The 13067-nt window shown below is 63.7% G+C and carries 8 protein-coding genes and 3 pseudogenes; 2 read left to right on the plus strand and 9 right to left on the minus strand.

Going from position 1 to position 13067, the window contains the following annotated elements:
* Positions 1 to 93: 93 nt before the first annotated feature.
* From ACVWYI_RS35795 to ACVWYI_RS35810, 4 genes are all read right to left on the minus strand, one after another.
* Positions 94 to 816 (minus strand): SDR family NAD(P)-dependent oxidoreductase, encoded by a 723-nt coding sequence (locus ACVWYI_RS35795; protein WP_247339588.1) that lies wholly within the window; start codon positions 814 to 816, stop codon positions 94 to 96.
* Positions 809 to 2191 (minus strand): class I adenylate-forming enzyme family protein, encoded by a 1383-nt coding sequence (locus ACVWYI_RS35800; protein WP_456664379.1) that lies wholly within the window; start codon positions 2189 to 2191, stop codon positions 809 to 811. Before ACVWYI_RS35800 ends, ACVWYI_RS35795 begins: the two co-directional genes overlap by 8 nt.
* Positions 2178 to 2423, minus strand: a complete 246-nt coding sequence (locus tag ACVWYI_RS35805) for an acyl carrier protein (RefSeq protein WP_015688794.1) — start codon at positions 2421 to 2423, stop codon at positions 2178 to 2180. The genes ACVWYI_RS35800 and ACVWYI_RS35805 overlap by 14 nt, the downstream gene beginning before the upstream one ends.
* A gap of 141 nt (positions 2424 to 2564) precedes the next feature.
* Positions 2565 to 4379, minus strand: a complete 1815-nt coding sequence (locus ACVWYI_RS35810; protein ID WP_456664380.1) for a long-chain-acyl-CoA synthetase — start codon at positions 4377 to 4379, stop codon at positions 2565 to 2567.
* A 385-nt stretch (positions 4380 to 4764) separates the two neighbouring features.
* Between ACVWYI_RS35810 and ACVWYI_RS35815 the strand changes: the two genes are divergently transcribed.
* Complete coding sequence (locus ACVWYI_RS35815) at positions 4765 to 5484, plus strand: SGNH/GDSL hydrolase family protein (RefSeq protein ID WP_247339574.1); 720 nt, start codon at positions 4765 to 4767, stop codon at positions 5482 to 5484.
* Between the two features lie 44 nt (positions 5485 to 5528).
* On the opposite strand, the gene ACVWYI_RS35820 is transcribed toward ACVWYI_RS35815, so the two are convergent.
* Positions 5529 to 5798 (minus strand): DUF3551 domain-containing protein, encoded by a 270-nt coding sequence (locus ACVWYI_RS35820; RefSeq protein WP_247339572.1) that lies wholly within the window; start codon positions 5796 to 5798, stop codon positions 5529 to 5531.
* A 33-nt stretch (positions 5799 to 5831) separates the two neighbouring features.
* Positions 5832 to 6112, minus strand: a pseudogene (locus ACVWYI_RS35825) (DUF3551 domain-containing protein).
* A 427-nt stretch (positions 6113 to 6539) separates the two neighbouring features.
* Here ACVWYI_RS35825 and ACVWYI_RS35830 point away from each other — a divergent pair.
* A pseudogene (locus ACVWYI_RS35830) lies at positions 6540 to 9678 on the plus strand (efflux RND transporter permease subunit).
* A gap of 28 nt (positions 9679 to 9706) precedes the next feature.
* Here the strand turns inward: ACVWYI_RS35830 and htpG are convergent.
* The 3 genes and pseudogenes from htpG to ACVWYI_RS35845 form a co-directional block, all read right to left on the minus strand.
* Positions 9707 to 11584, minus strand: a complete 1878-nt coding sequence (gene htpG / locus ACVWYI_RS35835) for a molecular chaperone HtpG (protein WP_247339567.1) — start codon at positions 11582 to 11584, stop codon at positions 9707 to 9709.
* A gap of 120 nt (positions 11585 to 11704) precedes the next feature.
* Positions 11705 to 12119 (minus strand): annotated as a pseudogene (locus ACVWYI_RS35840) (hypothetical protein).
* A gap of 256 nt (positions 12120 to 12375) precedes the next feature.
* Positions 12376 to 12975, minus strand: coding sequence for a nuclear transport factor 2 family protein (locus tag ACVWYI_RS35845; protein WP_247351039.1), 600 nt, complete (start codon positions 12973 to 12975; stop codon positions 12376 to 12378).
* Positions 12976 to 13067 lie beyond the last annotated feature (92 nt).

Raw genomic sequence — 13067 nt, forward strand, 5'->3', positions numbered from 1 at the left:
GACATAACCCAATCGATTGCGGGGCATCTTACGACCAAATCCGGCTTGATGTCATTGCGCCGGATCAACTCAATTATGGCGACCGGGTGCCGCTTACGCCGTATTCCCCGCGTCGATCGTAAACACGGTGCCGGTGACGTTGCGGCCGCCCTCGCCGAGCAGATATTCCACCATGCGCGCGACGTCATCCATCTCCGGCAAGCGACGCAGCGCGCTGCGGCCGGCGATGCGCTTGCGCCCTTCGTCGGAAAGATTGTGCGTGAGCTCGGTGTCGATGAAACCGGGCGCGATCGCATTCACGGTGATGCCGAGCTTGCCAACCTCGCGCGCGAGCGAGCGGGTGAAGCCGGTGGCGGCGGCCTTGGTCGCACCATAGACCGAGAGACCGTTATAGCCTGTCGTCGCGATGATCGAGGAGATGTTGATGATGCGGCCCACACCATCGGCCATCATCTGCCGCGCGACATATTTGGTGAGGATGATCGGCGACAGCACGTTGAGCTGCACCAGCGCCTCGATCTCGGAATTGTGCATGGTCGCGAGCAGGCCTTCGGTGCCGAGGCCGGCATTGTTGACGAGGCCGTAGATCGGGCCGAATTCGTCGCGCACGAGTTTTGCATAGGCCGGGATCGCGTCGATTACGGCGAGGTCGCAGGCGCGGAAATGCAGGCGCCCCTCCGACCCGGCAATCGCGGCCTTGAGCTCGTCGCTCTCGCGCCGCGCCGCCGCGATCACGTTGTAGCCGGCATCAACAAGCCGCTTGCCGATCGCAAGGCCGATGCCGCGGCTACCGCCGGTGACGAGAACATTATGCATCGGTGCGCGCCAGTTTGCCGGCCGGGGTGACGTCGAGCGCCTCGACGAAGCTGATCACCGCCGGCACCTTGTGGGACGCGAGCTGCGCGCGGCACAGATCCAGGATCTGGTCGCGGATCTCTTTCGCGCGCGCCGGATCGGTGCCGTCGGCAAGGATCAAATCAGCGACGACGATGCCGCCGGTGATCGGGCTCTTGCGCGACTTCGCCCGCGACATCCGCACGTCGGGATGACGGTTGATCACCGCCTCGATCTCCTCAGGGTGAACCTTCAGCCCACCGATATTGATGATGCCGCCGCGGCGGCCGACGAAATAGTACCGGGCGCCGCGCAATTCGACGATATCGCCGCTATCGACAAATCCGTCGTCATCGGTGAGCGCAGCAGCATTGCGGCCGATATAGGCATGCGCCGTGCGCGTCGAGCGGATGCGGAGCGAGCCGTCGACGACCTTCATCTCGACGCCGTTGCGGTTGCCGAGATAGTCGGCCGGGAAGCCTTCCAGCCCGTCATTGACGGCGAAGCCGACGCCGGCCTCGGTCGAGGCATAGGCATGGCCGACGGAGGAATTCGGGAATGCCGCCTTCAGGCCGTCCAGCACCGCCTGGTCGGCGATCTCGCCGGAGAGGCGGACGTAGCGCGGCGCAAATTGCGCGGCCGAGCCGCTCATCAACAGCTTGCGCCAGTGCGAGGGCGTGCCGGAGATATGGGAGACGCCACGCGCCTTCAGCCGCGTGACGTGATCGCCGAGCACCTCATGCGGATCGGACAGCACCAACGAGCCGCCGGAGAGAACGGCGCGGAGGAATATCTGCAAGCCGCCATAGCGGCGGATGTCGTAGAACGTCGCCCATACCGGCGCCGGTCCCTTCGCGGGGCCTTCGGCGACGATCGCCCCGGTGAGTGCCTCCAACGTATGGCCGGCGATCTTCGGCACGCCCGACGTGCCCGAAGTGAGCATCAGCCATTCCGTGGCGCGTTCGGTCGTGGCCGGGGCGGTGACCTGAAGCGGCAATTGCGCGGTGACGACCAGCGGCACGCCGGTATCGGCCCAGCGATCCGGCTCGTCGGTGACGACGGCATCGATCCCGGCATCCGCGATCAGCGCATCGAGATGCGCTGGGTTGAGATCGGGCGGGCACAGCAGCATGCGACGAGCGATACCGTCGAGCTCGATCATGGCAAGACCCGACCGGAGCTGATCGGACAATTTCAGCAGCACTGCGCGGCCGGACAATTCGCGCAGGCGGCCACCCAGGACCGTGTGCGACAAAATATCCGTCAGCGACACGACATCGTGCGCGTCCGACAGCGTGCGGCCCGTCAGCTCCGCGCCAAGATGGTCGCGGAGCGCAAAGTTCTCACGCGGGGACATTTTCGTAGGCCCGCACAAAATCGCCCACGGTGGCGGGGAACGCTGCGTCCTCGGAGATGGTGAAGGGGTCGACGCCGGTCTCGTCCTCGAGGCGCGCCACCAGGATGGCGAAGGCGAGCGAGTCGAAGCCCGTCTCGTGCAGGGACAGATCGTCCGAGAGCGCGGGAAGCGTGACGTGCTGCTCCTTGGCGATCTGCTGGATCGCTTCAATGACTTTAGACCGTACCGACATGGCTGGCTCGCTTCTGTTGTCGTTCGTATTGCGGCGGCTCTTGATGACCGCCTCCCATGCCCGTTTGTTTACCCGACAGAAGTAAATGGCTTCTTGGACAATTCGGATAAAATTGGACCTATCTGGCGGATTTTCACGCGGTTAAAGCCGGATCGTACCCTCGTTGATTTGCGTATAGGTCTTCGCATCCAGCGCAACGTAGGCGCCGGTCTTCGGGTCCAGCATGAATAGGGGATCGGAGATCGTCCCCGGATCAAATCCCTCGCGCGCGAGCTCGCCCTTCTTCTGCTTGAACGTCTCGGTCGCATCGAGCTCGCGCGAGATGCGCATGAAGACGGGGCGCGCATAAGCCGGCAGACGCTGCGCCAGATGTACGGGCAGCGCCGCGACGTCAAAGCCCTCGTTTACCACGATCGCGCTCATGCCGGCGCGGCCATCGGTGCCGGGGATGCCGACGCCGTAAGTGGTGGCGTCGATCACGCCGGTGAAATCGCGCACGGCGTCGTTGACCTCCGAGGTCGCCACGTTCTCGCCTTTCCAGCGAAAGGTATCGCCGATGCGATCGACGAAGTGGAAGAAGCCCTTGTCGTCGAGCCGCATCAAATCGCCGGTGCGGAACCAGGCATCGCCCTTGGCAAAGACATCGCGCAGGATCTTCTTCTCGGTCTCGCTCGCCTCGGTGTAGCCCTCGAAGCGACCGCCACCCGCATCCGCCGTGCCGATGCGGCCGATGGCTTCGCCGGCCTCGCCGCGCGCGCAGGGGATACAAAAGCCTTCTGCATTGCGCAGCGGCACGCCGCTATCGGGATCGAGCTTGGCGAGGCTGGCAGGGAAACGATGCGCGAGCAGCGGCGGGATGCGGCCGATCGCGCCGGGCTGACCCTCGACGTTGAACAGCGAGAAATTGCCTTCGGTCGCCGCGTAGAATTCGAGGATGCGGGGGATTGCAAAACGGGCCTGGAAATCTTCCCAGATGTCGCCGCGCAGGCCGTTGCCACAGACAAGACGAAGGCGATGCCGGTTCTCGTATTCGGACGGCGGCGCCTTCAGAAGATAGCGGCAGAGCTCGCCGATATATTGGAATAACGTGCAATCGTGACGCACGATCTCGGGCCAGAAATTCGATGCCGAGAATTTTTCCGCGACTACCACCGAGCCGCCGGCGGCCAGCATGCTGCATGGTGCAACGATGCCGCCGACCGAGTGGAACAGCGGCAGGCAGTCGTAAAGCCGATCCTGAGGCGTTGCGCCGGTGAGGCCGGCAAACCAAAAGCCCCAGTTCAGGATGCGGCGGTGGCTGATGCTGGCCGCTTTCGGTAGGCCGGTGGTCCCGGACGTGTAAATCAGCAGGGCCCGATCGTTGATGGTGACGTCGCCACGCTCGTCCGGAGAAAGCGGGCCGTCATCGAGCGCGGCAAGTGCGACGTCGATCGCGCGTCCACCGCGGGCATCGCCATGGGTCCAGACCTTTGCTTCCGTCTTCAGGTGCGGCGACGCGCTGTCCAGCGCCTTCGTGAGCTCGTGCGCGACGATAATTTGAGCGGGCTTTGCGACATCGATGCAATGCGCGACCGACTGGCCGACGAGCTTGGTGTTGATCAGCGCGACCACGCCGCCGACGCGACTGATCCCGAGCCAGGCCGCGACATAGTCGATGCCGTTCGGCATGATCAACGCGACAGTGTCGCCCTTGGCTACACCGGCCGAGCGGGCCCACCGCGCATAACGATTGATGCGTTTCGAGAGCCCCTCATAGCCGAGGCTTGCGTCATCGGCGACCAATGCGACGCGATCGGGCTGCCGCTGCGCCCAATCGTCGACGACGTCGGCGAATAGCCGGCCCGGCAGCGTCTCGATCCGCGCGGTGAGCTCGATGGCCTTCAGCCAGATCTTTGAAGCCGAAGGTGCGCGCGCGGCTTTCGGTTGCTCGGTGACGCCGATGGTCATGCCGTTCATTCTTTCGGAACGTGTCTGCTGTTTCCGGCAGCTTAGCTCGCACGCCCTGCCCAGATGTTAAGAGACAAGGTAAAACCCGGTTAGTGCGCGATTAACTCTAGTCATCCTTTATCAAGCCGGTGGGATCGGCGTGCGCGGCTGCGCAATTCTTGCGATAGCAAAGCCAGTTGCCTTGGGACGCGCCGCGCGTGTCCCCTTGTCCTGCTTGCGGGGCGCAGGTGAACTGGAGAGCGTCATGATCACCACGCGACATTTTCCTTCATGCTTGTCGGGGATCAGGAAGGAGTAGCGACCTGTATCAGGGCGCGCGAGGCTAGGCGGGCCCGGGTAAACGGTCTAAGCTTTTCGACCCTGCATTGTCCGGGTTGCAAAAGGGAGACGACCCGTGGCTCTCGACTCGTCAGAGTTTCCTGTCCAGGCCGCGCCGTTCGAGCAGCCGCTGACCAATTTTGCCAGCCGCCTGAAGGAAAGACAGGTCAAGGTGGTCGTGATCGGCTCGTCGACCACGGCGGGCGAAGGAGGCATCGCGCCCTATCCGCAGCGGCTGCTGGCGGACCTGCGGATAAAATTTCCAAATGTCGCAATCGAGGTGATCAACCGGGGCGTCGGCGGCGAAGAGGCCTGTCTGGAGCTGAGGCGGTTTGACCATGATGTCTTCGATCTGAACCCTGATCTCGTCATCTGGCAGGTCGGCACCAATTCAGTGTGGCAACGGAATCCCCCATCGTTCAAGGACACCAGGCAGGCCATCCGTGACGGTGTTGACCGGCTGCTCGGCGCCAAACGGATCGACGTGATCTTGATGGACCTGCAATATGTGCCGGCGCTGCTGACACCGGCCAAGGCCGACAAGACGAACGCGATGGTCGCGGCGATCAGCGAGATCGCCCATGCCAAGAGGGTCAACGTCTTTCGTCGCTTCGCGCTGATGAAGGCCTGGCACGATGTTGCAAAAATTTCGTTCGACCGCATGGTCGACCCCGGCGATGGCGACAGGTTGCACGCAAGCGACTGGACCACAGACAAGATGACCTGGGAATTGACCAACGCGATCGCCGTCGCGGCCGACAAGGCGCCGCCCTCCGGAGACGCACACAGCACGTAGTTCTTCATGCTCCGTCGGATTGACGACCGAACGAGCGGCGAGTGCTAGCCGCCTCGCCTATGGCGCAAGCGCTGCGGCGGTGCGTTGAACGGATAATACGGATTGAGATCGCAGCTCGCGGAGCGGCCCGAAGCGGTGGCGCGGCACTGCGGCAGCGAGGTGAAGGAGCAATCGTACCACTCCCCGCCACCGCCATTCGCGCCCGAATAGACATGCATGCAGATGGGATAGCGTGGGTCGAAGGTCTGCGCATGCGACGGCGCGGCTGCAAGCAATGCACCGACGATCGCGATCAGGCCGAATGAGCAACGCATGAAAAATGTCCCGGACATCGCAATCGCCAATCGTTAGTGCACCTTCTTGTGACGCCGGCGCGGCGCCGGCGGCGGTTCGTCGAAGGCGTAATAGGGGTTGACGTCGCAGCTCGCCGAGCGGCCCGACGCCGTGGCGCGGCACTGCGGCAGCGAGGTGAAGGAGCAGTCGAAATAGTCGCCGCCGCCCCCGCCGAAGCCGCCGGGCGTGTAGACGTGCATGCACACCGGGTACGCGGATCATAGGTCTGGGCGCCGGCATCTGCCGCAACGAACAGCGTGGCAATCGCGGTGAGGGTCAGGATCGGCAGGCGCATCGGACAGTTCCTCGAATCGGTGGCAACGGCACGCGTTATGCCATTTCGATATGGCACAACCGCACGGAAGAAGCGATTGTTCCTATTCCATGGCTCTCTCGCTTGTGACGCGCGGCGAAATGGATGAGAGACAGCGCCGCAAGGATGCGAAAGCGGAAAGCCCCCCCTTTCCGGCCTGCGCGGAACGCATAACTCGCTGCAGCTCTCCTTCGACAAAGGTCGCAAGCATCCGGCGCAGGAATTCGTTCGCTGGCCGGAGCGAACGGACTAGTCTTTCGATCACAACGCCGGCCCCGGACCGACGACGTTCCAGGGCAATCAACAAACAAATGGGCTGAAGGAAACGCGCTTTCGCGCTCGGGCTCTCGGGCGCGGCTCCGCCGTGCGCGGGGAGAAGATGCGCTGGCCAGGCTGGTGGTGTCAGGGCATGCAAGAGAGCTTCTCGTCTCCGTTCATCCGCTATCCGATCGGCACCTCACTGCTGATGGCGGGCATCCTGTTCGTAGGCCTCGTGGCCTATCCTCTGCTGCCTGTTGCCCCGCTGCCCCAGGTCGACTTTCCGACCATTCAGCTCTCGGCTTCGCTTCCCGGCGGCAGCCCGGAGACCATGGCCTCTTCCGTGGCGCAGCCGCTCGAGCGCCAGCTCGCGCAGATCCCCGGCATCACGCAGATGACGTCGACCAGCTCGCTGGGTTCGGCGTCGATCACCATCCAGTTCGACCTCAACCGCAGGATCGACGCCGCCGCCAGTGACGTGCAAGCCGCGATCAATGCGGCGAGCGGCCAACTGCCGAAGAACCTGCCCTCGCCTCCTACCTATCGCAAGGTCAACCCGGCGGATTCGCCGGTCATGATCCTGTCCGCGACGTCGGACACACTGCCGCTGACCGTCGTCAGCGACCGCACCGACGCGCAGCTCGCGCAGCAGATCAGCCAGCTATCCGGCGTCGCGCAAGTGTTCGTCGGCGGGCAGCAGAAGCCCTCGGTCCGCATACAGATCGATCCGGCCAAGCTCGTCGCCAAGGGCCTGTCGCTGGAGGACGTGCGCGCCCAGATCGCGGCTGCGACCACCGACAGCCCGAAGGGCAGCATCGACGGCGCCAGGCGTGCCTACACGATCTACGCCAACGACCAGCTCACCCAGGCCCAGCACTGGCAGGACGTCATCGTCGCCTATCGCAACGGCGCGCCGTTGCGGATCCGCGACATCGGGCGAGGCAGTGGCAGGGCCGGAGGACATGAAGACGGCGGCCTGGGCCGACGGCAAGCGCGGTGTGTTCCTCGTCATCTTCAAGCAGCCCGGCGCCAACGTCATCGAGACCGTCGATCGGATCAAGGCGCAGCTGCCGCGGCTGATCGCGGCGATCCCGCCCGCGATCTCGATCAAGATCATCAGCGACCGCACCATCACCATCCGCGCTGCCGTCGAAGACGTGCAGATCACGCTCATGACCACGATCGCGCTCGTGGTGATGGTGATCTTCATCTTCCTCCGCAGCTTCTGGGCCACGATCATCCCGAGCATCACGGTGCCGCTGGCGCTGCTGGGAGCCTGCTCGCTGATGTGGGTCTTCGGCTATTCGCTCGACAACCTCTCCTTGATGGCGCTGACGATCGCGGTCGGCTTCGTGGTGGACGATGCCATCGTGATGCTGGAGAATATCACCCGTTACGTAGAGCAGGGCGAGAGGCCGCTTGCTGCGGCCTACAAGGGCGCGGCCGAAATCGGCTTTACCATCGTCTCGATCAGCATCTCGCTGATCGCGGTGCTGATCCCGTTGCTGCTGATGGGCGGTATCATCGGCCGGCTATTCCGCGAATTCGCGGTCACTCTGGCGATGGCGATCCTCGTCTCTCTCGTGGTGTCGCTGACCCTGACGCCAATGATGGCCTCGCGCTTCCTGCGTGCCAATCACGAGGCCCGGCACGGCCGCTTCTATCAGTGGAGCGAACGAATGTACGAAAGCGTGCTCGGCGCCTACGAACGCGGGCTCGATGTCGCGCTACGCCACAGTTTCGTGACCCTTTGCATCTTCTTCGCGACCGTAGCGCTCTCGGTCTACCTCTTCGTCCTGATCCCGAAGGGATTCTTCCCGCAGCAGGACAACGGCTTCCTCACAGCCGTGTCCGAGATGCCCCAGGACATCTCCTTTGCTGAGATGAAACGGCGCCAGGTGGAGCTCAACACTATCGTGCAGGCCGACCCCGCCGTCGATTCGATCGCGATGTTCATCGGCGGCGGCGGTACGGCACTGAACTCGGGGCGCATGTACATCACCTTGAAACCGCGGGAGGAGCGCGACGCCGGCGCACAACAGATCATCGCGCGGCTGCGGCCCAAGCTCGCCAAGGTCGAGGGCGCCAGGCTCTATATGCAGGCCTCGCAGGACGTTCGTCTCGGCGGCCGCGCCAGCCGCACCCAGTTCGAATTCACGCTCCAGGACGCCAACCTAGCCGAACTGAACGAATGGGCGCCGAAAATCCTCGCCGCGATGAAGACACTGCCGCAACTGCGCGACGTCGCGACCGACCAGCAAACCGAAGGCACGACGGTTCAACTCAGGATCAATCGCGACACCGCCGCACGCTACGGCATCCAGCCGCAGCTGATCGACGATACCCTCTATGACGCGTTCGGCCAGCGTCAGGTGGCGCAATACTTTACCCAGACCAACAGCTATCACATCGTCCTGGAGATCACGCCGGATCTACAAGGCCAGCTTGGTACGCTCGACAAGCTCTATCTCAAATCGCCGCTTACCGGCGACGAGGTGCCGCTCTCGGTGTTCTGCAACTGGACCAATGTGCCCGTGCGCCCGCTCGCGATCTCGCATCAAGGCCAATTCCCCTCGGTGACGATCAGCTTCAATCTCGCCGAGGGCGTTGCGCTGGGAGAGGCGACCGACGCGGTGCTGCATGCGGTCGGCGAGATGCGGGCGCCGCCGGCGCTGGCAACGAGCTTTCAGGGCACCGCGCAGGCGTTCCAGCAATCGCTCGGCACCGTGCCGTTGCTGATCCTCGCCGCACTGGTCGTGGTCTATTTGATCCTGGGCGTGCTCTACGAGAGCTACATCCACCCTCTGACCATCCTGTCCACGTTGCCCTCGGCCGGCGTCGGCGCCGTCGCGATCCTGATGATCTTCGGCTTCGACTTCAGCCTCATTGCCCTGATCGGAGTCATTCTCCTGATCGGCATCGTCAAGAAGAACGGCATCATGATGGTGGATTTCGCCATAGCGGCCGAACGGGAGCAGCATCTCACCCCGGAGCAATCGATCCGCCAGGCGGCGCTGCTGCGTTTTCGCCCGATCATGATGACGACGATGGCTGCCCTGCTCGGTGGCGTGCCGCTGATGCTCGGAAGCGGCACCGGTTCCGAAATCCGCCAACCGCTCGGTTATGCGATGGTCGGCGGCCTTCTCGTGAGCCAAGCGCTGACGCTGTTCACGACCCCGGTCGTCTACCTCTATCTCGACCGCTTCTCCGACCTGCTCTCGCGCTGGATGGAGAAGAAGCCGCAGGCCGCCGCCGCGCGCGACGAGCAGAAGGATCACGCGGCGGAATGAACGCAGCGGAGCATATGGCCTGTGGCTGCTATCCGCCGAGCCCCTGCAACACCAGCCGGTTCAACCTCGCCGCAAACGCCGCAGGGTCTTCCGGCAGTTCGCCATCCATGATCTGCGCCTGTTCGAGCAGGAGCAGGCTGAGGTCATCGACCAGCTTCGAGCCGGCCTGAGCCTTCGTGATCGCCGTGACCAGCGCATGGCGCAGATTGATCTCGAGGATCGGCTTGGTGCGCATGCCGCGGTTCTGCTGCGCCAGGATGCGCTCGAGCTCGCGGCTCGGGCCCTGGCTGTCGGCGACGAGGCAGGAGGCGGAGCTGGTGAGGCGCGTCGAGGCCTTGACGTCGCTGACGCGCTCGCCCAGCGCGGCCTTGATCACGGCGATAGTGGCGGCCTCGTCGGCGGCCGGCTCGTCCTTCTTCGCCTCGTCCGCCTCGTCGACGCGCGAAATCAGGTCGAGGTTGAGGTCGCCCTGGCTCAGCGACTTCAGCGGTTTGCCCTCGAACTCCGATGGCATCGAGGTCCAGAAGGCGTCGACCGGATCGGAAAGCAGCAGCACTTCGATGCCGCGCGCTGTCGCCGCCTCGAGCCGGGGGCTCGACTTCAGCCGCTCGATGCTGTCGCCGACGAGATAATAGATCTCGGTCTGGTTCGGCTTGAAATCGGCGATGACGTCCTTGAGCGAGCGCTTCTCGCCCGAAGTCGTGGTGAAACGCGACAGCGCGAGCAGCTTTTCACGGCGCTCGAAATCCTCGTAGATACCTTCCTTCAGCACCGCGCCGAAGGCCTCCCAGATCTTCGCAAAGTTCTCCGGGTCCTTGTCGGCAAGGCTTTCGAGTTCGTTTACCACACGCGTCGCCACCGCTTTACGGATCTGCACGAGCTGCGGATTGTTCTGCAGCATCTCGCGCGAGATGTTCAGCGGAAGATCCTCGCTGTCGACGACGCCGCGGATGAAGCGCAGATAGCCCGGCAACAGATCGGCGTCATCCGTGATGAAGACGCGGCGGACATAGAGCTTGACGCGACCTTTACGCGAGGGCTCGAACAGGTCGAACGGTTTCGTCGACGGCGCGAACAGCAGCACGGCGTAGGAATAGCGGCCTTCGGCGCGGTAGTGCAGCGTCATCGCGGGATCGTCGAAGGCGGATGCGATCTGCTGATACGCCTTCTTGTAGTCCTCGGCTGTCAGCTCGGACTTGGAGCGCTGCCACAGCGCGCTCGCGGAATTGATCTGGCGCGGCTCGCCCTCTTCCGGCACCAGCTCGATCGGGAACAGGATGTTGTCGGAATAGGCGCCGACGATGCGCTCGATCTCGTAAGTCTCAAGATACTTCTTCGCGTCGTCTTTGAGGTGCAGGACGATCTCGGTGCCGCGTGCCAAGCGCACCGCTTCCTCGTCGCTTGCGCGCGCAATCTCGAAGCCGGAGCCGCCGGAGGACGTCCAGGTCCACACGTCGCTCTCGCCGGCACGGCGGCTGACGACGACGATCTTGTCGGCGACCATGAAGGCGGAATAGAAGCCGACGCCGAATTGGCCGATCAGGCCGAGGCCGTCCTTGGCTTCCTTGAGCTTCGACACGAAGGCCTTGGTGCCGGAACGGGCGATGGTGCCGAGATGGTCGATCAGCTCCTGCCGCTCCATGCCGATACCATTGTCGGCGATCGTCAACATCCCCGCGGTCTTGTTCGGAATGATACGAATCTTGAGAACGTCGCCCTCGCCCAGCAGCGCCGGACCGGCGATGGCTTCATAGCGCAGCTTGTCACAGGCGTCCGATGCGTTGGAGACGAGCTCGCGCAGGAAGATGTCGGTCTCGGAATAGACGGAGTGCACCATCAGGTGCAAAAGCTCGGAAACCTCGGCCTGGAAGGGCTGCGTATGCACAGCCGTGTCTGACGTCGTCATGCGTTCACCCGGTCAATCGAAGGGGAAGAGACCCGGGATATAACGCGATGGGGTAGTGGATCAAGTGGACGTGAACAATCGCCCTCCCCGCGGAGGGCGACTTATCCCGGTCCATGCCGATCAGGTCACACAGCGGCCGGGCTGGAGCAGCTTTGCGACCTCGGTCAGGGAGCTGACCATCGGCTCGCAGGCAATCGTCGGCTTTTTGCGGCTCTGCTTCTGGTTCGGGAGCAGCACCGGCTGGCTTGGCATTGCCGGTCTCGATCACCGCGGGGATGCGCAGCAGCACCGACGTGTCAGCCAGGTCGTTCAGCCGCATCGACACAGTGCGGGTCGGGACCCCCGCCTGCTTGATATCGGGCAGCCGGTCGGCTTTGCTGGAACGATTGACGTTATGGCCCGGCTTGTCTGCAACAGCCTGCCAGCGGTCGGCCAGATCATGGCCGGAGGCCAGCTGCACTGCGCCCACCTGGACGGCGCCGAGCGTTGCGGCAATCGCGACGGCGCCCAAAAATACCTTTTGAATCTGTGACATATCTATCGGTCCCTCGCCCCATGGCGATGCGGGAACAACGGAGCAGAGGACCGCGAGTTCTCAATCGTTAAGATCACTTAACCGTGTGCAGGACCCTGGCAAAAAATTTCGCAACCGCCTGGAACGACTCCGGCGGCGGGGAGTCGTTTCAACAGCCGGCTATTCCCCCCTGCCCCATAAGCCGGCGACGTAGGGCGCGACTGTGGTGATGCCAGTCGCGCCTTACTTTTGTCTGGGCTTCACTTCTGTCTGGGCTTCACTTCGCCTTTTCCGCCAGCCACGCTCGCCCTTCGCCATAGAGCTTCTCGACCTCAGGCCCGGTCAGGCCGGGCATGTCGCGCTTGACCTTGTAGCCGATCAGCTCCTGCATGTAGGCGAGATGGCGGTAGCCTTCGGGCAGCGCGGCGAGGGCTTTCTGGTCGAGCTGAAGTGTCGCGGCGGGATCGACCGGATCGATCCGGTCCTTCTCGTAGATCGGCTGGCGGCGGATGATGCCCCATTTTCGCTGCCGCTTCTCCAGGAAATCGTAGAAGCGCCCGGTGCAGACGACGTCGCAGGGCACGTCGTGGACCGGCGCGCGCTGCGAGATGGTCATCTTGGTCTGTGCGATGGCGCGCGCACCCTCGAGGTCGATGCTGGTGCCGCCGAGGAAATGCAGGATGCGCACGCCCTTGGCAAACCCCTCCTGACTAACCCGCATGAAATCCCGCGCCGGCCCCTGAAACCAGGTGGCGGACATCCAGCCCTCTTGGTGCCAGACGGTGGCAAAACGCTCCCAATCGCCGGCATCGCGCCAGACCGCCCAATTCTCGACGAGGTCGCGGATGGCGAGGCGGTCGAGGAGTTCTTGGTCCATGAACACGTCTCCGATGGCACTGCAGCTGCAACGGCCGCTGCACGAGGTATGAGCGGCGAATTCGACGGCCGTCAAGCGCGGCAACCGGTCAA

This window comes from Bradyrhizobium sp. LB13.1, from assembly GCF_054056815.1.

Coding starts and splice junctions, on each gene's coding strand:
- ACVWYI_RS35845 (WP_247351039.1), bottom strand. CDS start 12,975: ATGGACCAAGAACTCCTCGACCGCCTCGCCATCCGCGACCTCGTCGAG.
- ACVWYI_RS35810 (WP_456664380.1), bottom strand. CDS start 4,379: ATGAACGGCATGACCATCGGCGTCACCGAGCAACCGAAAGCCGCGCGC.
- htpG (WP_247339567.1), bottom strand. CDS start 11,584: ATGACGACGTCAGACACGGCTGTGCATACGCAGCCCTTCCAGGCCGAG.
- ACVWYI_RS35795 (WP_247339588.1), bottom strand. CDS start 816: ATGCATAATGTTCTCGTCACCGGCGGTAGCCGCGGCATCGGCCTTGCG.
- ACVWYI_RS35800 (WP_456664379.1), bottom strand. CDS start 2,191: ATGTCCCCGCGTGAGAACTTTGCGCTCCGCGACCATCTTGGCGCGGAG.
- ACVWYI_RS35805 (WP_015688794.1), bottom strand. CDS start 2,423: ATGTCGGTACGGTCTAAAGTCATTGAAGCGATCCAGCAGATCGCCAAG.
- ACVWYI_RS35820 (WP_247339572.1), bottom strand. CDS start 5,798: ATGCGTTGCTCATTCGGCCTGATCGCGATCGTCGGTGCATTGCTTGCA.